This is a genomic window from Brevundimonas vesicularis NBRC 12165 (assembly GCF_001592205.1).
GTDB lineage: Bacteria > Pseudomonadota > Alphaproteobacteria > Caulobacterales > Caulobacteraceae > Brevundimonas > Brevundimonas vesicularis.
Genome location: NZ_BCWM01000019.1, coordinates 40673 through 62094 on the forward strand (window position 1 = coordinate 40673; position 21422 = coordinate 62094).

The window sequence follows — 21422 nt, forward strand, 5'->3', positions numbered from 1 at the left end:
CGTCCGCAGGGGACGCATCGCACGGTCGGGGAGGGCCAAATCAGACGAATTAGACGAATTAGACGGTGTTTTTGTCCGCCGACCGTCTGATCTCGGTCAGTCCTGCGGGATGGGGTTGGTGCGCGGGTCCGGGCCGTTGGTGACGACGCGGTCGCGTTCGCCCAGGTCCTTGATGATCTTGACGTCGGTGAAGCCGGCGGCCTCGAACAGTTCCTTGACCTGCGGGCCCTGGTCAAAGCCGATCTCGACGGCGAAGACGCCCAGCGGCTTCAGGATGCGTTTCACCTCGGGCGCCAGGTCGCGGTAAGCCTGCAAGCCGTCCGGGCCGCCGTCCAGGGCCAGGTGCGGGTCGTGGTCGCGGACCTCCGGGTCCAGGGTCGCGATATGGTCGGTCGGGATATAGGGCGGGTTGGACAGCACCAGGTCGAAGCTGGCGTCGCCGAAGCCCGCCGCCCATTCGGTGCGCAGGAAGGTCGCGCGGTCGTTCAGGTCCAGGTTGGCGGCGTTCTCCTTGGCCACCGCCAGGGCCTCGGACGAGATGTCGGTGCCGACCCCGCGCGCGGCCGGCCGCTCGGCCAGAAGCGCCAACAGGATCGCGCCCGAGCCGGTGCCCAGGTCGATGACGTCGAAGGCCTCGGTCTTGCCGAAGGCCAGCATGGAGACGTCCATCAGGGTCTCGGTGTCGGGGCGGGGGCTGAGGACGTCAGGGGTGACGTTCAGCATGATCTTCCAGAAGCCCTTCTTGCCGACGATGCGCGAGACGGGTTCGCGCTTCAGCCGGCGCTCGACCATGGCCTCATAGGCGCTCAGCTGGTCGGCGGTGATGGGCCGATAGGGGTCGGTCAGGATGTCCATGCGGCTGGCGCCGGCGGCGGCCTCCAGCAGCAGGCGGGCGTCGATGGCGGGGCTGTCGATGCGGCCGGTCTTCAGCCGGGCCTGCGCCGCCTTCCAGGCGGTCAGCAGGGTCGGGGCGTCGGTGTCGGACTTGGGCGTGATGGGGTCGGTCATGGGCGTTGATTGGCCCGGCCCGGCGCCGATTTCAAGCGCGACGGGAGGAACGCGAGGCCAGCTTGACCGTTCGCGTCGGGATGACTGCGCGCCGCCCCTCCCGCCTCGCCCCGCTTCGCAACCTGTTCGCCCGGGCGCCCGCGCCGTCTGAGCGGGGTCGGGTATGGAAGTTCCTGGCCGCCGCCGCCGGGGGTCTGGCCGCCGGCGCCGGCACCGCCCACCTGCTCTACAGCCAGGGGCACAAGGTCGGGGTCGAGCTGCGCGCCCCCCGCCCCGAACCCCTGCCGCCCAAGGTCCCCACGCCCGAGGACTACGAGGCCCAGGAGCCCGGTCGCGGCCGCATGGCCAAACGGCCCGAGCACATTCCGCACAGAGGCTGGTCCGACATCGTCTGGCGCACTGGCGGGTCCTATTTCGGCGACCGGGTCGGCTTCGTCGCCGGCGGCGTGACCTTCTTCACCCTGCTGTCGCTGTTCCCGCTGCTGGGGACGTTCGTCACCCTCTACGGCCTGTTCGCCGATCCGGCCGACGCCTGGGGCCGGCTGCAGTTCCTCTACGCCCTGCTGCCCGACAGCATCGCCGAGTTCTTGGGCGGGGAGATGCAGCGGCTGGCCGAGAACTCCAACAGCCAGCTGACCTTCACCCTGGCCTGGACCCTGGCCCTGTCGCTATGGACCGCCAACGGGGCGGTCAAGGTGCTGTTCTACGGCCTGAACGTCGCCTACCACGAGGTCGAGCGCCGCAACATCGTGCGCTACAACCTGATCTGCATGGCCTTCACCGTCGGGGCCATCATCGCCGTGCTGCTGACCTCGGTCCTTGTCGTCGGCGTGCCGGTGGTGGTGCGGTTGTTCGGGCTGGAGGAGGAATGGGGCCTGATCGCCCCGCTGCGCTGGCCGCTGCTGCTGGCGGGCTATATCGCCGCCCTGACCGTCATCTACCGTTTCGGTCCCTGCCGTCAGCGCGCGCGCTGGCGCTGGGTCACGCCGGGCGCGATCTTCGCGGCGGTCCTCAGCCTGACCGTGTCCTTCTTGTTCAGCTGGTATCTATCCAACTTCGTGCGGACCGACAGCTACGGCCCGCTGGCGGCCATGATGGGTTTCCTGCTGTGGACCTGGCTGTCGGTGCAGGTGATCCTCATGGGCGCCGAGATGAACGCCGAGATCGAGCACCAGACCGCCGTGGACACCACGACCGGCAAGCCCCTGCCGATCGGCGAGCGCGGCGCCAAGGTCGCCGACAGCATCGGCGCCCGACGCGGCAACCCAGCAGCTCTCGCCTTCACCCAGCGCCAGGCCGAGCGGGTGGCGGACCGCCTGCGCGGCCGCCAGAACCGCAAGGCCGCCGAGCGCGTCGCTACAGAATGAAACGGCTCAGATCGACGTCCTTGGTCAGGGCGTCCATCTTCTCGCGCACCGCATCGCCGTCGAAGGTCACGGTCTGGCCCGACAGGTCCGAGGCCTTGAAGCTGGTTTCTTCCAGCACCCGTTCCATCACGGTCTGAAGCCGGCGCGCGCCGATGTTCTCGACCGCGCTGTTGGCCGCCACCGCCGCATCGGCCATCGCCTCGACCGCATCGTCGGTGAAGGTCAGGGTCACGTCCTCGGTCGCCAGCAGGGCCTGGTTCTGACGGATCAGATTGGCTTCCGGCTCGGTCAGGATGCGCTTGAAGTCGTCGCGCGTCAGGGCCTTCAGCTCGACCCGGATCGGCAGCCGTCCCTGAAGCTCGGGTAGCAGGTCGCTGGGCTTGGCGACGTGGAAGGCGCCCGAGGCGATGAACAGCACATGGTCGGTCTTCACCGGCCCGTATTTCGTCGAGACCGTGGTGCCCTCGATCAGGGGCAGCAAGTCGCGCTGCACCCCCTCACGCGACACGTCCGCGCCGGACGCGCCTTGGCGAGCCGCCACCTTGTCGATCTCGTCCAGGAAGACGATGCCCTCGTTCTCGGCCAATTTCAGCGCCTCCTGCGTCAGGCTGTCCTGATCCAGCAGCTTGTCGCCCTCTTCGGCGATCAGGGGCGTCGTCGCATCGCGCACCGTCAGCTTGACCGTCTTGGTGCGCCCGCCGCCCATCTTGCCCAGCATTTCGGACAGGTTCAGCAGGCCGACGTTGCCGCCGCCCGGAATGTCCAGGCCCTGGATCGGCGAGGCGGTGTCCGCCAGCGCGATCTCGATCTCCTTGTCGTCCAGCTCTCCGGCGCGCAGCTTCTTTCGAAAACTGTCCCGCGTCGCCGCGCCCGCGCCCGGTCCGACCAGGGCGTCCAGGATTCGGTCCTCGGCGGCGGCCTCGGCCTTGGCCCGCACGTCGCCGCGCCGGCGCTCGCGCACCATGATCAGCGCGCTTTCGACCAGGTCGCGCACGATCTGATCCACGTCGCGGCCGACATAGCCGACCTCGGTGAACTTGGTCGCTTCGACCTTCAGGAAGGGCGAGCCCGCCAGCCGCGCCAGCCTCCGCGCGATCTCTGTCTTGCCGACGCCGGTGGGACCGATCATCAGGATGTTCTTGGGCGTCACCTCATCGCGCAGGTCCGCCGGCACGCGCTTCCTGCGCCAACGGTTCCTCAGGGCGACGGCGACGGCGCGCTTGGCGTCGTTCTGGCCGACGATATAGCGATCCAGTTCGGAGACGATCTCGCGGGGGGTCAGTTCGGTCATGCGACGCAGATAGGAGAGGCCGAACCGTTGCGGGAGAGGGGCGGGGCGTCGCAGCGCGCACAAAATCCTATCGTCATCGGCGAAAGGGCGTCATGCCGATCGCCAGGACCGCGTTAGCTGCACCAGAGCCCCTTGATGACACCCTTGCAAACGGATCGTCTGACCCTTCGATCCTTTCAGGCCGGCGACGCCGCAGACCTGCTCGCCTATCTTCATCATCCGCGCGCCGCCTGTTTCGCCGCGATGGCGCTTCCGGACATGGCGGCGGCCGAGGCGGAAGTCCTCAAGCGCGCAGCCGAGGACGAACATATCGCCGTCCAGTCCAAGGCCGACGGCCATGTCATCGGCGATGTCTTCGCGATGTTCGAGGCGCCGGACACCTGGTCCATCGGCTGGAACTTCAACAGCGCCTATGCGGGCGCCGGCTATGCGTTAGAGGCGGCCCGCGCCCTGGTCGACCATCTGTTCAAGGACAAGGCGGCCCGTCGCCTGTGCGCCTATGTCGAGGACGACAATCTGGCGTCACAGAGGCTTTGCGAACGGCTGGGCATGCGTCGAGAAGGGCTGTTCCGCGAGTTCATCTCGTTCGCGAACGACGCCGCAGGCCAGCCCATCTACGTCAACACGTGTCAGTACGCCCTTCTGCGACACGAATGGTGCGCCTGACGGTCAGCAAAAAGGCGTCCCCCGATCGGAGGACGCCTTAAGGCTTCAAGCGCTCGTCGCCCGGATCAAGCGGCGTTGGCGGCCTTGTTCTTGGCCAGCTTGTCCTGGTGGGCCTGCATGCCCTTGGCGATCAGGTCGGCGGCCTCGCCGGCGTCGCCCCAGCCCTCGACCTTGACCGACTTGCCCTTCTCCAGATCCTTGTAGCGGGTGAAGAAGTGCTCGATCTGCTCGATCAGGATGGCGGGCAGCTGACGATAGCTGGCGATCTCGGTGTAGTAGGGGTTCAGCTTGTCGACCGGCACGGCCAGGATCTTCTCGTCGCCGCCGGCCTCGTCCGTCATCTTCAGCACGCCGATGGGACGCGAGCGGATGACGCAGCCCGGAACGACCGGCGTCGGGTTCAGCACGATAACGTCGCAGGGGTCGCCGTCGTCCGACAGGGTGTGCGGCACGAAACCGTAGTTGCCCGGATAGTACATGGCGGTGTGCAGGAAGCGGTCGACGAACAGCGCGCCCGAGGCCTTGTCCATCTCGTATTTCACCGGCAGGCCGCCCTGCGGAATTTCGATGATGACGTTGATGTCCCAGGGAGCGTTCGGGCCGACGGGAATGGCGTCGAGGTTCATGGCGGGTCTTTGCTGCGACTGCGAAACTTTGAAAGGCGAAGGGTGATAGGCTCCCCGGCCCGTCACGGCAAGGGCGACATGTGGCGAACACGGGCCTGGCGGACTTGCGTCGCGGCGCATCATCGCGGACATCTGGATCATGACCTGGACCGATTGGGCGGCGCTGGCCCTCTTCTTCATCTGCTGGCTGGGATACAGCCCCATCCTGGCTTTCATCAGCCGAAGGGGCGGCTCGCTGAACCAGGACATGGAGCATGTCCGGGCGGCCTGGATGCAATCCATGACCCATCGCGAGATGAAGCTGATCGACAGCCAGCTGATGGGTCATTCCATCAACTCCGCCTCCTTCTTCGCCTCCACCAACCTGCTGCTGATCGCGGCGGTCGCGGGCATCCTGTTCGGCGGCGAGAGCGCGCTTCAGGGGTTCGCCGCCGTCGGCGCCGAAAACGTGCCGATGAAGATTCTGGAGGCCAAGCTGGCGCTGGTGCTGATCTGCCTGGCGCGCGGCTTTCTGGATTTCATCTGGGCGCTGCGTCAGATGAACTACGCCCTGGCGCTGATCGGCGCGGCGCCGGAGATCCACACCAAGACCGACCGCAAGGCTTTCAGCGAGGCGGCGGGCCAGCTTCTGAACCCGGCGCTCAGTTCCTTCAGTCAGGGTGTGCGCGGCTATTACTTCGCCCTGGCGGCGGCGGCCTGGCTGTTTGGACCGCTGTGGCTGGCCTTGGGCGTGGCGTCCTCGTTCGGCCTGTTGATCTATCGTCAGGAAGCGTCGCCCGCCGCTCGCGCCATTCGCAATGCGCGGCGGCTGTTGGACAACTAAGCCGATCCTTTCGCAGTTGCGAGATTAAGCACCCGTCCGACTTTCGTCGAAAGAGCGCCGTCTTGTCAGGCGACCCGCCATATTTGCGTAACAAGGCGTGACCATGCGAGCGCGCATGGGTCTTGACCTATTGTGCATCGCAACCTAAGTTGACCTCTGACGCCTCCGGGCGTCTTGCCCTTCCTGGGCGTTTCCTCCCTATAGACTTTTAATGCCGCACCTTCGGGTGCGGCTTTTTTTTGATCTGATCAGCGATCAGTCAGGCCGACCAATCGTCTGCGCACAGGGCGGCGATCACGCGGGACAGCGCGTTTTGCGTCTTGGCGTAGGTCGCGTTGGGAGCCAGCGTCGTCTCGTCCAGATAGAGTTTGCGGCTCAGTTCGATCTGGATGGCCTCATAGCCCTCGTCCGGCTGTCCCCATCGCTGGGTGGACCAACCGCCGGCATAGGGATGGTTCTGCGCCACGCGCCAGCCCAAGCCCTCGAACAAGTCGCGCAGCCGTCGGCTGAGCCGCGCACTGCAGGCCGAGCCGTAACGATCGCCCAGCACGACCTCGGCCCCGACGGCGCGCGCCGGCATCGAATGCCAGTCGATCAGCACGGCGCGTCCGTGCGTCGCGCGCGTCGCCCGCATCTGTTCGCCTAGGGCCTGGTGATAGGGCGCGTGGACCCTGGCGATGCGGTTTCTGGCCTCCGCCAGCGTCAGCCGGCGCGCATAGAGCGGCGTCCCGTCGCCGGCCAACCGCGGGATCACGCCGTACCCCGCTGCTGTCTTGGCCCCGACCGGCCCCTCCAGATCCTCGATCAAGGCCGGGTCAAGCTCAGAGGGATCACGGTTCAGATCGACATAGGCCCGGCCGATCCGCCCTTCGATCAGCGCGGCCCCTCTGCGCGGTCCCTCTGCGATCAAGCGCCCGACCAGGGCATCCTCGGCGCTTTTCAGGCTGGCGCACGACAGGCCCGGCGCGGCGCCCATGTCGTCGGGATAGAGGTCGCCGGAGTGAGGCGAGGCGAACACCAGCGCCGTCGCGGGCGCGTCCGCCGCGGGGGCGGTGATCGAAAAGCTGTCGCCGCCGTCGGTCATGCTTCCGCTTAGCGCGTTTCGCTGTGGAAGGAAGTCGGCTGATCGGCGAATTTCATCGGCGGTTTACCGTTCGGGCTCTAGGTTTGCGGTCTGTTTCAAGGGTGTTTCTCGAATGGCGCGTATTCTCCTGGCCGAAGACGACGGTTCGTTGCGCGGATTTCTGACGCGCGCGCTGGAGCGGGCAGGCCACCAGGTCATCGACTGCGAGAACGGCGACGACGCGATCGACGCCCTGGAACACGGCCCCTACGACCTGCTGCTGACCGACATCGTCATGCCGGGCGCCGACGGGATCGAGGTCGCCCGCGTCGCCGCCGCCCGCCAACCCGGCCTGCGCATCATGTTTATCACCGGCTTCGCCGCCGTGGCCCTGACCGCCGCCCAGGCCACGCCGGACGCCAAGGTGTTGTCCAAGCCCGTCCACCTGCGCGATCTGGTCAATGAGGTCGAGCGGATGGTCGCCGCCTGAACCTTCGCTGCGACTGGGCCGAGCGGCGTTTGGTGAGAAATCGCATTCTTGCCGCTAAATCGGCTTGATGCCGACCGGCCTCGCCGCTATACGACCGCTCTTCCCGCTCCGAAGACGTTTTTCGGAGCCCTACGGCGGATGCGTAGCTCAGCGGGAGAGCACCTCGTTGACATCGAGGGGGTCACAGGTTCAATCCCTGTCGCGTCCACCATTTCCTTTTCTTTTCAGATCAGTCGCCATCAGCCTTGGCTGGCGCTCGCGCGCTAGAGCAGCCGTCCCTGGTCCGACGTCCGCACGACCGTGTCGGTCATCAGGCCGCGGCGGCGAAGCTCGGTCGCGGCGGTGAAGGCGATGTCGATGTCGCGTCCCGACGCCAGGATCTGAAGCCGGTCGGCATCCACCGCGCTCCACGCCTTGCCGCGTTCAGGGCCGGCGGGCACGCGGGGCAGCAATCCCGGTTCACGGCTCCAGGCCAGCAGCTGCTCGACGGTCGTCTGGTTCAGCATGTCGCGAAGATGATGAGCGGTGACATAGGCGTCAGGCAGGGCGCGATGCGCAGGCAGGCCCAACTCATGCACCAATCCCTCGGGCCGGCGCAGATAGCGCAGCATCTGGTTGGAGAAGCGCGGCAGGTCGGGCCACAGCCGCAAGGCGCATTTCCACGTGCAGATCCACTTTGCGCCGCCCGAAAGGGCAGGGGTGCAATACCGCTGCTCGAAGCTGGCGCGGTGAGCCGCCAGGGCGATCACGCCCGCCTCAGGACGGAGAATGGGCGGCGCGACTGCCTTCCAGTAGCCGGCGTCTTGAACCCACTCGTCCAGAATGTGGTGGACCGCCATGGTGTCGGGCGAAATCGGCCGACCGGGATTTACGAAACGGGCGCCGCGCGTCGCATCCAGACGCCATGGACCGGTCCCGTCACGCACCACGTCCTGCCAGCCGATCTCGCAGACGTCTTGAGGGCCGGATCCGGCCGTCTCCAGGTCGATGACGCGGATGCGTTGGGGTGATGGCGTGAAGTCGGTCAGGGCGTCCTCGGCGTGGCGTTCACACCTGACAACGCCTGGGACGCCAGATTCGGTCCGGCGCCTGGAAAGACCGCCGACGGCGCGTCGTCAGTTCGGCAAGTGCACCGACCCGTGCGGCATGACGGTCATCACGGCCCACAGACCGACCAGCACCACGGGCGAGGCGATCAGCGCCCGCCGACAGCGATGCGCCAGATAAAGAGCCTCGCCGATCACGATCGACACCAGCATTCGCGTTTCCCCCGAAACGATAAGCGACACTTCTATGACGTCGCCGACAGACGTGTCCCTCAATGAGACGAAATCCATTTTGTCGTAGCCGCTCCGCAGGCCGCGCGGTCGCTGGACGTGCGGCCAGGAATGCGCAATCTCGCGGCATGGGATCTGTCGCGCGCCTGTTCCGTCTGCATTTGTCGCTATGGCTCGGGCTGCTGGTCATGGCGGCCGTCGCAGCGCTGGCGCCGGCCAGCGTCGGCTGGCCGATGCGACTGGCGGCTGGCTGGGACGCGGGCGTGGCGACCTTTCTCGTTGCCACCTTTGTGCGGATCTTTCGCGCGCGTTCGCAGGAGGCGATGCGGCGCCGCGCGGCGGAACTGGATCAGGCGGGCGTTATGGTCCTGCCGCTCAGCATGGCGGCGGCCGTGGCCAGCGTCGTGGTCCTCGTCCTCGCCATGGTGGCCAGCGACGGCAAGCCGACCGTCGGGCAGGCGGTCTTTTCAGTGTGCACCGTCGGCCTGTCGTGGCTGTACGTGCACATCATCTTCGCCCTGCATTACGCCCACGGCTTCTACGCCCCGAGTGACGACGGCAAGGGCGATCAGGGCGGGCTAATCTTTCCGGGTGAGGATGACGCGGACTACTGGGATTTTCTACACTTCGCCCTGATCATCGGCGTGGCGAACCAGACGGCCGATGTGCAGATTTCCAGCCGCAAGCTGCGCGGTCTGGCGACGTTTCACAGCCTGATCGCCTGGTTCTTCAACGCCGTTATCCTGGCGCTGACGGTCAATCTGGCCGCCACGCTGCTTTAGGCACGCGGAGCCGTTCGGTCAGAGATCGACCGGGCGACCGGATTCTTCTTCTTCAAGCGTGACGGCGACATCGGCGTTGGCCGACAGGCGTACCTTGTCGCCCTCGACGCCGGCGACGAAACCGTTCTCGATATAGTGGTGGTGATCGGCGTGGGCGCCGGTGTTCTCGCGGCGCGTCAGCTTGATCCGGTCGCTCTCCACCCGGTCCACGACGCCGACGTGCACGCCGTCGGCTCCGATGACTTCCATGCCTTCCTTGATCTCGCTCATCGCCGTTCTTTCCTCGCTGAACATCGTCTCGATAGCGGAGCGCCGCCGACCGACATTTCGTTCCCGAGGCGCTCGGACGGCGAGCATGCTTGTTCGCGGCCCCGCCGACTGGCAAGGCTTTGGGACAGTGTTCAGCACAAGCCGGCTGAGGAGCGCGAGCGACAGGGATGCCGTTGACTTGATTGAACAGTATGGATGGTCCGAGGTCTGGGCGACGGCGTTTGCGCCGCATGCCCATGCCGGTCACACGCCGGGCCGCGTCATCCTCCAGCATCGCAACGGCTATCTGGTCGTCACGGATGCGGGCGAGCTTCAGGCCAAGGCGTCCGGCCGACTGCGGCACGAAGCCCAGGAGACTGGGCCCCCTGCGGTGGGCGACTGGGTGGCGCTGTCGCCGAACCCTCAGGACGGCGCCGCCACCATCCACGCCGTCCTGCCTCGCCGCACGGCCTTCGTGAGACGGGCGGCCGACAGCGTGCGTCGAACCCAGATCCTGGCGGCCAATATCGACGTGGCCTTTGTCGTCACCTCGATGAATGCGGATCTGAATCCGCGCCGGATACAGCGTTTCCTGGCTGCCGCGATGGACAGCGGAGCGCGGCCTGTTCTTGTTCTGACGAAGTCAGATCTCAGCGCCGACCCCCAGGCCGAGGCCGCTCAGGTGGCGGCGCTGGAGGCGCTGACCCTGGTCCTGACCGTCTCGGCGCGCGAAGGCGTCGGCCTAGAGGCGCTGCGTCTTCAGGTGAAGCCGGGCGAGACCTGTGTCCTGATCGGGTCGTCGGGTGTCGGCAAGTCCACCCTGGTCAACGCCTTCCTGAACGAGGATCGGATGGCGACCCAGGCGATCCGCGCATCCGACGACCAGGGACGGCATACCACCAGCCACCGCCAGCTGCTCCCGCTGCCCGGCGGCGGTCTCATCATCGACACGCCCGGCATCCGCGAAGTGGGCCTGATCGACGCCGAAGAGGGTGTGGAAGCGGTCTTCGACGACATCGAACGTCTGATGCAGGAGTGCCGCTTCACCAACTGCGGCCATGTGAGCGAGCCGGGATGCGCTGTCCAGGCGGCCCTGGCGGACGGCGCGCTGGAGGGACCGCGCTGGGCGCATTTCCAGAAGCTGAAGTCGGAACTGGCGGCCGCAGGGCACAAGGCGGAACGGATCGCCAAGGCTGCGGAACGCCGGCGGCTGGGCGGCTTGCAGAAGGTCTATCGCGCGACGAAGCGCAACGATCGTGGCGGGGCCGATCGATAGCGTCGATGGCGCAACCGAATTTCGACGTGTTGCGGGGCCAAACGGGCTAGGTGAAGTCCTTAGGCTTAAGAAAGATCACCATGTCCGCATTCACCATCGTCACCACCAGCGCCGTTCAGGGCAGCGAGGCCGCAGAGGTCAACACGCTGACCGACGACTTTTCCGACGCCAGCGAGGCGGTGGGCTATGCACGGCGCATGGCCGACGAGATGATCGACATGGCCGATCAGCTGCTGCTGGATTTCGATTACAGCAACGTCGGCGTCTATGAGGGCGACCTGCTGGACGAAGACGTCACCCCGGATCACCCCGCCCTGATCGGCGTCTGGGTGCTGGATGAAGAAGGCTCGGCCTTCGTGCCGGCCGAAGAGTTCCGCCAGGGATCGACCGAAGTCGAGAACTGATCGGCGGCTATCGCGGCGGGAGGTTCGGATCGAGCCGCCTGCCGCATCGGTCATCGGACGAGAGACGGGCGCCTAGTCGCGCGCCGACTGGCGACTTCTGCGGATCGAAAATGTGGGGGAGGATGGCCGTCCCTCCGAACACCTTACGGTGCTCGGAGGTGACGATGGTGGAGCTTAGCGGAGTCGAACCGCTGACCTCTTGCATGCCATTAGGATAATGTTCCTATTTCATGCCTTTTCAGGCCATCTCATCCTGTTTCAACTTACGGAAAAGATTGTCGAAATCCTGTTTTCCGGTACGATATGCAAATCGCGGAAACAGGTAGCAAATCGGACTTTCTGCTACCCATGCGCTACCTTTTTTTGGGCGTTTCGATGCCGAAATTGACGAAGAAACTGATTGAAAACCTAGAACCCGCAGCCGCCGAGTTCTGCGTGTGGGACACCCAGGTCACGGGCTTTGGAGTCCGGGTCAGGCCCGGCGGCGGGCGCAGCTACGTCCTCTTCTATCGACTGGGAGGCCGGTTCCGGAAACTCACCTTGGGAAAGGCCGACGGCGGGTATGGTCTCGATGAGGCCCGGGACCGGGCGATCGAGAAACTTCAGGACGTGAGGGACGGGGTCGATCCCCAAGCCCAGAAGGTCGCCGACAGGAACGCGCTGACCGTGGAAGCGCTGACCGACCTTTATCTCGAGCAGGGACCCGCGCTGAAGCCGAACAAGAAGGACTCAAGCTGGGAGACGAACCGCATCATGTTCGACTGCCACATCAAGCCGCTGCTCGGACGGCATCTGGCTCGCGACGTCACCGCGATGGACGTGTCGCGGATGCAGCTCGACATCTCCCAGGGCAAGACGGCCAGAAACGTCATGCTTGGACACCGTCGCCGGTCAAAGGTGAGGGGCGGCAAGCGCGTGGCCGCGATGGCGGTGATCACGCTCGGGGCGGTCTACGAGTTCGCGATCAAGGCCGAGTACCTCCAGAAGAACCCGACCAAAGGCGTCGAAAGGTTCAAAACGATCCGCAAGGAGCGATACCTCTCCGAGCGGGAAATCGCGGCGCTCGCGGAGGCCCTGGCGGAGTTTGAGCGGGAGGACGAGCGCTACGCCGTCATGGCCGACTCGGTGCGCTTGCTGATGCTGACGGGTTGCCGCAAGTCGGAGATCCTGACCTTGCAGTGGGACTTCATCGACTGGTCGAAGGGGTGTCTGCGGCTTCCAGAATCCAAGACCGGAGCCAAAGTAGTGCCCTTGGCCGACGATGCGATCGCGGTGCTCCGTCGTCGTTGGGACGAGACCCGCGCGCCTGAGGCGTCGAGGGGCCACAACTCGGGGGACACGACGCCGGCGATTGGCACCGGATCGCCCTGGGTGCTGCCCGCCCTTAAGGGAGACGGCCACTTCGTCGGCCTCCCGAACCTGTGGACCAAGGTTAAGGCGAGGGCGGATGCGATCCTGCATCGTCGGATCCAAGACCTGGGCGGCGACCTTCGTGAGGTTCGGTCGCTGACGACCGTCCGGCTCCACGACCTCAGGCATAGTTTCGCGAGTTTCGCCATTGCTGACGGCGCCTCGCTATTCCTGGTGGGGAAGGTGCTGGGTCACAAGCAGGCCCGGACGACAGAGATCTATGCCCATCTCAGCGACGATCCCTTGAAGCTGGTAGCGAACAAGACGGCGGCCCGACTCAGCCAGGCCATGAGGTTCTAGGATCCGCCCACGCGCAACGCGTACGAAGCGCTCACGGTTAAGGGTTCAGAACCTCGGACATTTAGGCCGCAAGATCCGAGGTTCTGTATCCAGGCTCAGTGCCGCTCACGGTGTCGAGCAGATCTATAGGCCGGAACTGATGCGAACCACCGTATCGGCTCGCGCGGCGCGACCTCGCTTTTTTCGATGACTTCACGCCAGCCTTGCCGAACTATCCCGTAGAAATCAATTCTGCGAACGGGGCGGACCAATGAGTGTGACCGGCTTCGATCTACCGCCTCCAAGCTCGTGGCAAGCGTTCGAAGCCCTATGCCATGATCTGTTTACGAGTGACTGGAACGCCAGCAACGCCAATCGGATTGGCCGGAATGGTCAGAAACAATTTGGGGTCGATATCGTCGCCCGGATTGGAGACGAATGGGCGGGGATTCAATGCAAGCTCTCGGGCCGAGGCTCTGAGCTCAAGCCTGCTGATCTCGCCGATATCGTCTCGGAGGCTTTGGAGTTCGAACCTCCTCTCGATCGGTTCGTGATCGCGACTACGACGCCGAACGACGAGCCCCTTCAGCGAGAAGCGCGTCGTCTAGACGAGGCGTATCGGAACCAAGGCGGATTCGGAGTGGAGATTGTTGGCTGGGGCGATATCCTGGCGATGCTCGACCGACACCCACCTGTGGTGAGGCGCCACTACGCCGCACTCGCCCGCCTCGGCGTGGAGAGCGGACCCGTAACTGATTTTCAGAACCGGATCGACCGCTTTGCTCGTCAGTATCTAGGGAGAGAGACGGCGCCTGCGCCCTTCGTCGGCAGGACAAAGGAACTTGCCGAACTGGATCAATGGCGCGAGGCGCCCGATAGCCCATACAAGCTCCTGCGCGCGGCTGCAGGTCGCGGAAAATCTGGCCTGATCGTCAATTGGATCGCCTCTCTCGAGAACGCCGCTGCAGTGGTGCATATGCCCATCAGCGCGCGATATCGGACCAATCTCGCCCAAGTCGTTCTTGTCTCCATCTTGAGCCGGCTTTCGGCGCTTCACGGCCGCCCTCTTCCAGAGTGGATCGATATCGACGTGGAGCAGGCCAAAGGCTTGATCGCCGATCTTCTGGCCAGACCGTTGCCCGGCGAGGTGCCCCTGCTCCTGATCATCGATGGCCTCGACGAAGCGGCGGATTTTGAGGTCACGGCAGATATCTTTCCGTCGGAGCCACCCCTCGGCCTCAAGGTGCTTCTCGCCGGCCGCCCGGTAGCGAGCGACGATCCACTCGCGCTACTCGGAGCGCCATCGAGCGACCTCGGTCTGTTGTCGAGAAGCGAAGTGTACGAGGGACTCCGCGCCTTTGGCGTTGACGCGACGCTCGCGGAACGGATCACGACCTTGGTCGACGGCGATCCAGTGGTCCTGCGTCTCTATTTGGACGGCGTGACCGAGGCATCCGTCAGCCTGGCCGCCTTGTCGGACGTCACGCCGGGCCTCGACGGCTTCATCAAGAGATGGTGGGCCGATCAGAAGGCCTTGTGGAGCGGTCTGGACGCCTCGACACTTAGTCTGGTCGAGTCGCTGACCTGCGTTCTGAGTTGCGCGCTGGGGCCTCTGTCGCGCAGCGACTTGGCAAATCCCAGGCTCAGTCCGAACGGGGTTAGTCTGCTGCAGCTAGATACTGCCTTGGCCTGTCTGTCTCGCCTGATCGTCGGGGAAGGCAAGGTAAACGATATCGCATTTGCGCATCCCCGGCTTGCCGACTTCTTCCGGGAAGAGTGGATGCCGCCAAGACGCCGGGCTGAGTTCGAAAGACGGTTCATCGATTGGGGTGAGGGTGAACTATCGTCGCTCGAAGCGGAGAACCAGAGGATTTCGCCTCATCTCGTGTCCCACCTCGGCGCCTATCTTGAGCGGGCGGCGGTGGGACACCTTCGTCTGAAGGCGTTGACCACGCGGGCATGGGCTGACCAATGCTATGCCCTGGATCCGAGCCTCTCCGGCTTTCTCACAGACGTCAGCAGGTGCCGAAAAGCCGCCTCGGCGGTGTTCCAGAGCACCGGCGAGGGAGGGGGGCTGGCCTCCTTGGCGCACTGCGCATTGACGACGGCGACCGTCCGAACAATCGCCAACGGCCTGGACCAGAACGTCCTCACCGCCGCTTTGAGACTGAGGATATGGTCTGCTGAAATTGTATTCAGCCAACTGGCGACCGTGCGCAATCTCAGGCTTGACCCGAAACTGCTGGCTGAAGTCGCGGCGGCATTGGGCGAGGAGCGAGCCAGCGAGGTGCTGTCGTTGGCGTTCGCCAGTGAGAAGCGGCAGGGACGTTTGGAAATCACCGGCGCATTACTGCCTGTGCTGCCGCCGAAGGAACGCGATGCCGCCGTTGAGGCCATGGTTGAAGGGGGCAAGGCGCAAGGCCGTTGGCTTCGTCTGCACGACACGCCGCTCGAGATAGGCCTCGAGATTGTCGCCCGCGCCACAGATCCCGTCGGCCGCGTCTATGGCCTTGCTACACTTCTGCCCGCCATGCCGCAGTCGATGCGGCCGGACGTGGAGGCTAAGATCGAAGTGACCTTCCTGGCGCACATCGACGAGTTTCGTGAGGACTTCAGCTACTCCGGCGCGTTTGAGAACCTGTCGCTTGATCGGCGTCTCCGACTTCTGCGCCGACTCTTTGAGGTTCGGGAAGAAGACACCTGGAAACTGGCGGCAATGCGCGAAATCGCATGGGCCGCCGACGAGGACCTTGCGGCGGAACTCCTTCTGGCGGCTCGCTCAATATCGGAAGGTCGTCGTGGTGAAGCCCTCGTGCTTCTGGCGCCCTCTATCCCCGCTTGTCTCATCGATGAATTTCTGGACGCTGTAGACGAGGTGGGCGGATGGGAAGTAGCGGCGAGCCTCGGAGCGTTGGCTCGCCGTCATTCCGGCCCGTGGATTCATCGGGCCCTGGACCTGTGTCGGCAGGGAGATATGCATCCGTCGATCAGGGCACCGATCCTTGTGGATCTCTGCCGTGAACTCGATGACGATGAACGTCTCGCCATCGAACCAATGCTGCTCGCGGATCTCAATGCTCCCGTGGATAGCCGCGCATGGGACGAACATGATCCCAACTGGCTGCTTGGGGATTTCGCGGAAACCTTCTTGCACAGCCGTCCAGTCGAGGCGCTCCGGTTACTCCGCGAAATCGATGACGACGATGTCGTGGCCGCCCTGGCCGCCAACTTCGCAGTGAGCGGGCCGGATGAGATCCGACAAGCAGCGATGTCTATCTTGGACGCGGTGGAAGACGGTTATGCGCTTGTTGAGGGCTATGCCGCCCTTATTTCTCAAAGCACCGGCACCGAACGTCAGAACAAACTTCGAGACCTTTGCCTTTTGGCTACCGAGCGAGGCTTCGACTCCATCCTCATTTCAGCCGCCGTCGTTCGGGGATGGGATTTGGATACCCAGGCGCTCCGGGCAATCGTCACCAACGCTCTCATCCCGCGCCGCGTGCAAGACTGGCATGAACTTGGCGACGCCGCTGCCGAACTGGGTCGCCAGGCGAGTTCTGGAGCTTCCGCAGACGCGATGAAACTGATGGGGCGGATCGGCTTCGAAATACCGCTCGCCCGCGTTGCGTCCGCGTTCGCCAACAAGTTCAACAGCGATCAGCAACAGCGAATCATCGACGCCCTGAAGAAGCATCCCGACGCCTTTTGGGCGGCCTCCTTGCTGGAAGAGGTCTGCCCCTATTTTTCAGATGCGATGAAGGCGGATGTCGGTGCCTGGGCAAATGCCTTGCCGGAAGAGGGCGATCTGCAGGTTGAGGCGAAGGCGCGTTTCATTGATGTATGTCTCAGTACGGAGGACGCCATCTTTTCCAATCTGGAGATGGAGTGGAAGCGTCTCTTTGAGTTGTTGCCCAAGACGGAACGCGGCGCCGCTCGCCGTTCCGTCCGGCGGTCGACGGTCGGGGCGCCGGCAGATACGTGGCGGAGAGCCGCAGTGGAGGAGGAGAAGGCGAAGGCCTGGGCGAGTTCCGACCTCGTCGAGAATCTTCTGAAAGAAGACCGTCATGACTTTTACGCTGAAGTCTGGCTCGAGCGTTTGATCGGACTCGGCCACCTGGAGAAGCGAGCCGTATTGATCGATGTCCTGAGTGATGCCGGTGCCAGGGAGCGAAAAGCGGCACTCACGATAATTGGTCGATTGGCGCCGGTTCTCAGAGATATCGGCGGCTTTCATGCCGTGGATGATGTTGTTTCGGACCTTCGTGGGAATGTCGAATCTTGGGGCTAGCGGTATGTTTCTGAACTCCGCTTAATGCCCGGAACTTCAGGGGGCATGACGCGATGAAGCGGTCATAGACAGGACCCGGCGGTGCGTCCCTGGATGTGAATCAAGCAATGGCGGCGGATGGAATGGTGAGCGTTCCGCTACGGAGTCCGACCCTTGATTCCCGAGGGCCGACTCCTTCTTGGAGATAAGCTGCAAGGTGACCGCGAAACTGGCCGGCAAGCCGTCCGGAGATATCCTACCAATTGTTCGGCTAGGCCCAACGTTCGGAGAACGCCGCTCTTCGCTCATACTGAGTCACCTTGAGACAGTGACCAACCGGTAGGAATCAGATCTCAGAACCCGCGAAACTTCCAACGCCAATCGACGTTACGAACCGCTGCTCTGCGCGAGGAAGAGACCTTGGCTGACTGGGAGGGAGACGGCGCTGCCGACTACCCGTGTCTTCTGATCACCAGGTTGCGGATTTCGCACATGTCTTCCATGGCAAACTTGACCCCTTCGCGGCCCAGCCCGGAATCCTTGACGCCGCCATAGGGCATGTTGTCCACGCGATAGCTGGGAACGTCGCCGATGAGCACGCCGCCGACCTCCAGGACCTCCCAGGCCCGCATAGCCTTATGGATGTCGCGAGTGAAGATCCCAGCCTGCAGGCCGAACCGGCTGTCGTTGACCTCTTTCAGGGCAACCTCGAAATCGGAGAAGCGGGACAGGATCGCGACTGGCCCGAACGCCTCCTCGTCGCGGATCTTCAGGCCCCGACCGACGCCCTCCAGCAGCGTCGCTTCCAGCATCGCGCCCTGGCGACGGCCGCCGCACAGCAGGGTAGCGCCTGCAGCGGTCGCCTCGGCGATCCAGCTCTCAAGCCGGCGCGCCTCCCCCTCGTCGATCATGGGACCGATGAAGACGTTCTCGTCCAGAGGATCGCCAGAGACAAGCGCACGGGCCTTGGTGACCAGCATGTCCCGCAAAGCCTCGTAAATGTCCTCGTGGATCAGGATGCGCTGGACGCCGATGCAGGACTGCCCCGACTGGTAAAAGGCCCCGAAGATGATCCGGTCCGTGGCGTCCTCCAGATCGGTATCGCGATCGACGATCACTGCGGCATTGCCGCCGAGCTCCAGCACCACCTTCTTCTTGCCGGACCTGGCCTTGAGGGCCCAGCCCACCTCTGGCGAGCCCGTGAACGAAAGCAGCTTCAATCTGTCGTCGGTGGTGAAGAGATCCGCGCCGTCGCGGGTCGCCGGCAGGATGGAGAAGGCGCCTTTGGGAAGGTCGGTCTCGGCCAGCACCTCGCCGATGATTAATGCGCCCAGCGGCGTCCTGGAGGCAGGCTTCATCACGAAGGGGCAGCCGACGGCCAGCGCCGGGGCGATCTTGTGCGCCGCGAGGTTCAGAGGGAAGTTGAACGGCGAGATGAAGGAGCAGGGGCCGATCGGAACCCGCTTCCACATGCCCTGGTAGCCTTTGGCGCGGGCGGAGATGTCCAGCGGCTGGACCTCGCCGGTCATGCGCACGGATTCCTCGGCCGCGATGCGGAAGGTGTCGATCAGCCGGCTGACCTCGCCACGCGAGTCCCGGATCGGCTTGCCGGCCTCGATGCACAGGGCATAGGCCAGTTCGTCCGCCCGCTCCTGGAACCGCGTCACGCAATGGGCGAGGACCGCCTGGCGTTCGTATGCCGCCATCTCGGCCATCGGACGCGTGGCCTGAACCGCCGCGCCAATGGCCCTGTCGATCGTCGCCGCGTCGGCCAGGGCGACCCGTGTCGCCACCTCGCCGGAGTATTTGTTGGTAACCGCGAGGTCCTGGTTCGGGCTCAGCGCCTCATTGGCCAGGTAGAGCGGATAGGACGTCTTCAGGGAGGGCAAAGGATTGCTCCGGCATGGGGCTGGCGGCTGACCTAGAGCGCGGCGCTCAGGTCACGAATGTCAGTGTTCAGGATACGGTCGTTGTCGGCGTAGTCGACCGGAACCTCCACCAGATGGACGCCCGGCGTATCGAGACAGGCCCGCAACAGGTCTGGCAGGCCTTCCGCGCTGGTCGCGCGGTGCCCGTGCGCTCCGTAGGACTCGGCGTATTTGACGAAGTCCGGATTGCCGTAGGTCAGACCCCAGTCGTCAAAACCCATATGCGCCTGTTTCCAGCGGATCATGCCGTAACTGTTGTCGTTGAGAACCAGAACGACCAGGTTGAGCCCCAGCCGGACGGCGGTTTCCATCTCCTGGCTGTTCATCATGAAGCCGCCGTCGCCGCAGACGGCCATGACCTTTCGCCCCGGGCAGATCATGGCCGACGCCATCGCCGAGGACAGGCCGGCGCCCATTGTGGCCAGCGCGTTGTCCACCAGCATGGTGTTGGGCATGTAGGCCGGGTAGTTCCGGGTAAACCAGATTTTGTAGACGCCGTTATCGAGGCAGACGATGCCGTCGTCCGGCATCACCTGCCGGATCTGGTCGACCAGGTATTGCGGATAGACCGGATAGCGCGTGTCGCCCACCGAGGCGGCAGAATGCGCGACCTCGGCGCGCCGGAACCGCTCCATATCCGCGAATGTCCACCGGGCCTGCGGCTCAAGGGCTTCCTTCAGCTGCCAGATGGCGTTGGCTATGTCGCCGACCACCTCGATCTGGGGGAAATAGACGGGATCCACCTCGGCGGTGCGGAAGCCGATGTGGATCACCTCGCTGCCCCCTGCGGTCATGAAGAAGGGCGGCTTCTCGATGACATCATGGCCGACATTGATGATGACGTCCGCCGCATCGACGATGCGATGGACGAAATCGCCCGACGAGAGGGCGGCGCAGCCCAGATATTTCGGATTGCGCTCGTCGATGACGCCTTTGCCCAGTTGGGTGGTGATGAAGGGGATGCCGGTCTTTTCGACAAACTCGGTAAGCATCCGGCTGGTCATCTTGCGGTTGGCGCCCGCCCCGACGATCAGAAGCGGGGATTTGGCCCGTGCAATTCGGTCGGCTGCAATCTGGATCGACTTGGGGTCGGGAATGGGACGGCGCACCTGGCTCGCGGGGATCGGGCCGTTGTCGGTCTGTTCGCGGGCGACGTCTTCGGGAAGCTCCAGATGCGTCGCGCCTGGCTTTTCCTCCTGGGCCAGGCGCACGGCCTCGCGCACCCGGGCGGGGATGTTGTCGGCCGAGGCCAGTTGGTGGGTGTATTTGGTGATCGGCCGCATCATGTCGACCACGTCCAGGATCTGGAATCTGCCCTGTTTGGAGGACTTGATCGGCTTCTGGCCGGTGATCATCATCATTGGCATGCCGCCCAGTTGCGCATAGGCGGCCGTGGTGACGAGATTGGTCGCGCCTGGACCCAGCGTCGCCAGGCAGACGCCGGCCTTGCCGGTGTGCCGGCCATAGGTGGCCGCCATGAACCCTGCGCCCTGTTCGTGGCGCGTGAGGATCAGCCGGATTTGCTTTGATCGGGACAGACTATCCAGAAGGTCGAGGTTCTCCTCGCCCGGCACGCCGAACACGTATTCGACACCCTCCTGTTCGAGGCAGGCGACGAACAGATCAGACGCCTTGGTCATGGAAACTCCGGGGTCAGGTGGCGATCGACTCCCGGATTGGGGGCCGGGCGTGGGCGGATCGACGATGGGGCGGTCAACCGACCCGCGATTGATCGTGTAGCTGGCGACCGGTGGAGCGGTCGCCCCTGAAGCTCGACCGTCTGCTGGCCGATCAGGTGATTATACCGTCTCGAAAGCGGCGAGATAGGCGCTGAAGTGTGGATCGGCGTAGAAAAGGGATTCACTAGCGGTGTGATCGGCGTCGAATAAGGACCCCTCATCCCTGAGGCCTAACGGTGGCGGCTTGGCGAATGTCGCGCGCCGTTTACTGAATGATCGGATCACGCTTCGCGGCCTGCTAGGTTGGCCGCAGAGAGCTACAGCCTTGCTTGCTCCAAAGCAGACGTCGTGAAGCGCCGTTTTGAGTCCTCGAGGCATTGACCGACTGGTAGGGAGACGAACCTGGAGCCCTGCAACTCGACGCCGGAGCCAAGCCTTAAACTTGAACTTTGCGCCAATGCGGACATGCACTACGCATCGCGGAGCAGACCCCTTATCACTGCTAGTCATTCCCAAATCTGAGGATCTAATAGCACT

General features: G+C 64.4%; 18 protein-coding genes and 1 tRNA gene. 10 read left to right on the plus strand and 9 right to left on the minus strand.

The genetic code is table 11. From position 1 onward, the window contains the following. Positions 1–96: 96 nt before the first annotated feature. Positions 97–1008, minus strand: a complete 912-nt coding sequence (gene prmC / locus BVE01S_RS14120; protein ID WP_066628858.1) for a peptide chain release factor N(5)-glutamine methyltransferase — start codon at positions 1006–1008, stop codon at positions 97–99. A 62-nt stretch (positions 1009–1070) separates the two neighbouring features. Between prmC and BVE01S_RS14125 the strand changes: the two genes are divergently transcribed. Continuing rightward, positions 1071–2375 (plus strand): YihY/virulence factor BrkB family protein, encoded by a 1305-nt coding sequence (locus BVE01S_RS14125; protein WP_240612139.1) that lies wholly within the window; start codon positions 1071–1073, stop codon positions 2373–2375. Here BVE01S_RS14125 and hslU read toward each other — a convergent pair. Beyond that, positions 2365–3666, minus strand: coding sequence for an ATP-dependent protease ATPase subunit HslU (hslU, locus tag BVE01S_RS14130; RefSeq protein ID WP_066628861.1), 1302 nt, complete (start codon positions 3664–3666; stop codon positions 2365–2367). The two genes, BVE01S_RS14125 and hslU, sit on opposite strands and share 11 nt — an antisense overlap. 135 nt (positions 3667–3801) lie before the next feature. Between hslU and BVE01S_RS14135 the strand changes: the two genes are divergently transcribed. Next, positions 3802–4332: a GNAT family N-acetyltransferase gene (locus BVE01S_RS14135; RefSeq protein WP_066628863.1), complete on the plus strand. Its 531-nt coding sequence runs from the start codon at positions 3802–3804 to the stop codon at positions 4330–4332. A 65-nt stretch (positions 4333–4397) separates the two neighbouring features. Here BVE01S_RS14135 and ppa read toward each other — a convergent pair whose 3' ends face one another. After that, entirely contained in the window at positions 4398–4958 is a 561-nt protein-coding gene (gene ppa, locus BVE01S_RS14140; RefSeq protein ID WP_066552596.1) for an inorganic diphosphatase, read from the minus strand. A 139-nt stretch (positions 4959–5097) separates the two neighbouring features. On the opposite strand from ppa, the gene BVE01S_RS14145 reads away from it, so the two are divergent. Next, positions 5098–5781: a DUF599 domain-containing protein gene (locus BVE01S_RS14145; RefSeq protein WP_055803258.1), complete on the plus strand. Its 684-nt coding sequence runs from the start codon at positions 5098–5100 to the stop codon at positions 5779–5781. Positions 5782–6040: 259 nt separating this feature from the next. On the opposite strand, the gene BVE01S_RS14150 is transcribed toward BVE01S_RS14145, so the two are convergent. Beyond that, a complete protein-coding gene (locus BVE01S_RS14150) occupies positions 6041–6865 on the minus strand; it encodes an N-formylglutamate amidohydrolase (protein ID WP_066628864.1) in 825 nt (274 codons plus the stop codon). A 112-nt stretch (positions 6866–6977) separates the two neighbouring features. Here BVE01S_RS14150 and cpdR point away from each other — a divergent pair, with 112 nt between their 5' ends. Continuing rightward, positions 6978–7334: a cell cycle two-component system response regulator CpdR gene (gene cpdR, locus BVE01S_RS14155; protein WP_017506825.1), complete on the plus strand. Its 357-nt coding sequence runs from the start codon at positions 6978–6980 to the stop codon at positions 7332–7334. A gap of 136 nt (positions 7335–7470) precedes the next feature. Next, positions 7471–7545: transfer RNA gene (locus BVE01S_RS14160), tRNA-Val, on the plus strand. Positions 7546–7597: 52 nt separating this feature from the next. Here the strand turns inward: BVE01S_RS14160 and BVE01S_RS14165 are convergent. Together BVE01S_RS14165 and BVE01S_RS16880 are read right to left on the minus strand one after the other, a co-directional pair. Then, positions 7598–8260: a DNA polymerase III subunit epsilon gene (locus BVE01S_RS14165; protein WP_240612138.1), complete on the minus strand. Its 663-nt coding sequence runs from the start codon at positions 8258–8260 to the stop codon at positions 7598–7600. Between the two features lie 189 nt (positions 8261–8449). Continuing rightward, positions 8450–8593, minus strand: a complete 144-nt coding sequence (locus tag BVE01S_RS16880) for a hypothetical protein (protein ID WP_153925618.1) — start codon at positions 8591–8593, stop codon at positions 8450–8452. Positions 8594–8739: 146 nt separating this feature from the next. Here BVE01S_RS16880 and BVE01S_RS14170 point away from each other — a divergent pair, with 146 nt between their 5' ends. Next, positions 8740–9393 (plus strand): DUF1345 domain-containing protein, encoded by a 654-nt coding sequence (locus BVE01S_RS14170; protein WP_066628873.1) that lies wholly within the window; start codon positions 8740–8742, stop codon positions 9391–9393. An 18-nt stretch (positions 9394–9411) separates the two neighbouring features. Here the strand turns inward: BVE01S_RS14170 and BVE01S_RS14175 are convergent, their stop codons facing one another. Next, positions 9412–9663 carry a DUF2171 domain-containing protein gene (locus tag BVE01S_RS14175; RefSeq protein WP_055805252.1) on the minus strand — a complete coding sequence of 84 codons (252 nt, stop codon included), beginning with the start codon at positions 9661–9663 and terminating at the stop codon, positions 9412–9414. A 178-nt stretch (positions 9664–9841) separates the two neighbouring features. Between BVE01S_RS14175 and rsgA the strand changes: the two genes are divergently transcribed. From rsgA to BVE01S_RS14195, 4 genes are all read left to right on the plus strand, one after another. Beyond that, entirely contained in the window at positions 9842–10918 is a 1077-nt protein-coding gene (gene rsgA / locus BVE01S_RS14180) for a ribosome small subunit-dependent GTPase A (RefSeq protein WP_066628876.1), read from the plus strand. An 80-nt stretch (positions 10919–10998) separates the two neighbouring features. Continuing rightward, positions 10999–11322 (plus strand): hypothetical protein, encoded by a 324-nt coding sequence (locus BVE01S_RS14185; protein ID WP_055803275.1) that lies wholly within the window; start codon positions 10999–11001, stop codon positions 11320–11322. A 348-nt stretch (positions 11323–11670) separates the two neighbouring features. Further along, entirely contained in the window at positions 11671–13032 is a 1362-nt protein-coding gene (locus tag BVE01S_RS14190; RefSeq protein ID WP_169802127.1) for a tyrosine-type recombinase/integrase, read from the plus strand. A 256-nt stretch (positions 13033–13288) separates the two neighbouring features. After that, complete coding sequence (locus BVE01S_RS14195; RefSeq protein ID WP_157076469.1) at positions 13289–17299, plus strand: hypothetical protein; 4011 nt, start codon at positions 13289–13291, stop codon at positions 17297–17299. A gap of 431 nt (positions 17300–17730) precedes the next feature. Here BVE01S_RS14195 and BVE01S_RS14200 read toward each other — a convergent pair whose 3' ends face one another. Continuing rightward, positions 17731–19167 (minus strand): aldehyde dehydrogenase family protein, encoded by a 1437-nt coding sequence (locus tag BVE01S_RS14200; protein WP_066628886.1) that lies wholly within the window; start codon positions 19165–19167, stop codon positions 17731–17733. Between the two features lie 32 nt (positions 19168–19199). Beyond that, positions 19200–20846, minus strand: a complete 1647-nt coding sequence (locus BVE01S_RS14205; protein ID WP_066628889.1) for an acetolactate synthase large subunit — start codon at positions 20844–20846, stop codon at positions 19200–19202. Positions 20847–21422 lie beyond the last annotated feature (576 nt).

What these genes read in the sequence shown, in the direction of transcription:
- BVE01S_RS14135 (WP_066628863.1), top strand. Translation starts at nt 3,802, where the DNA reads ATGACACCCTTGCAAACGGATCGTCTGACCCTTCGATCCTTTCAGGCC.
- BVE01S_RS14150 (WP_066628864.1), bottom strand. Translation starts at nt 6,865, where the DNA reads ATGACCGACGGCGGCGACAGCTTTTCGATCACCGCCCCCGCGGCGGAC.
- cpdR (WP_017506825.1), top strand. Translation starts at nt 6,978, where the DNA reads ATGGCGCGTATTCTCCTGGCCGAAGACGACGGTTCGTTGCGCGGATTT.
- BVE01S_RS14175 (WP_055805252.1), bottom strand. Translation starts at nt 9,663, where the DNA reads ATGAGCGAGATCAAGGAAGGCATGGAAGTCATCGGAGCCGACGGCGTG.
- BVE01S_RS14190 (WP_169802127.1), top strand. Translation starts at nt 11,671, where the DNA reads ATGCGCTACCTTTTTTTGGGCGTTTCGATGCCGAAATTGACGAAGAAA.
- BVE01S_RS14185 (WP_055803275.1), top strand. Translation starts at nt 10,999, where the DNA reads ATGTCCGCATTCACCATCGTCACCACCAGCGCCGTTCAGGGCAGCGAG.
- BVE01S_RS14205 (WP_066628889.1), bottom strand. Translation starts at nt 20,846, where the DNA reads ATGACCAAGGCGTCTGATCTGTTCGTCGCCTGCCTCGAACAGGAGGGT.
- prmC (WP_066628858.1), bottom strand. Translation starts at nt 1,008, where the DNA reads ATGACCGACCCCATCACGCCCAAGTCCGACACCGACGCCCCGACCCTG.
- ppa (WP_066552596.1), bottom strand. Translation starts at nt 4,958, where the DNA reads ATGAACCTCGACGCCATTCCCGTCGGCCCGAACGCTCCCTGGGACATC.
- BVE01S_RS14145 (WP_055803258.1), top strand. Translation starts at nt 5,098, where the DNA reads ATGACCTGGACCGATTGGGCGGCGCTGGCCCTCTTCTTCATCTGCTGG.
- BVE01S_RS16880 (WP_153925618.1), bottom strand. Translation starts at nt 8,593, where the DNA reads ATGCTGGTGTCGATCGTGATCGGCGAGGCTCTTTATCTGGCGCATCGC.
- BVE01S_RS14170 (WP_066628873.1), top strand. Translation starts at nt 8,740, where the DNA reads ATGGGATCTGTCGCGCGCCTGTTCCGTCTGCATTTGTCGCTATGGCTC.
- hslU (WP_066628861.1), bottom strand. Translation starts at nt 3,666, where the DNA reads ATGACCGAACTGACCCCCCGCGAGATCGTCTCCGAACTGGATCGCTAT.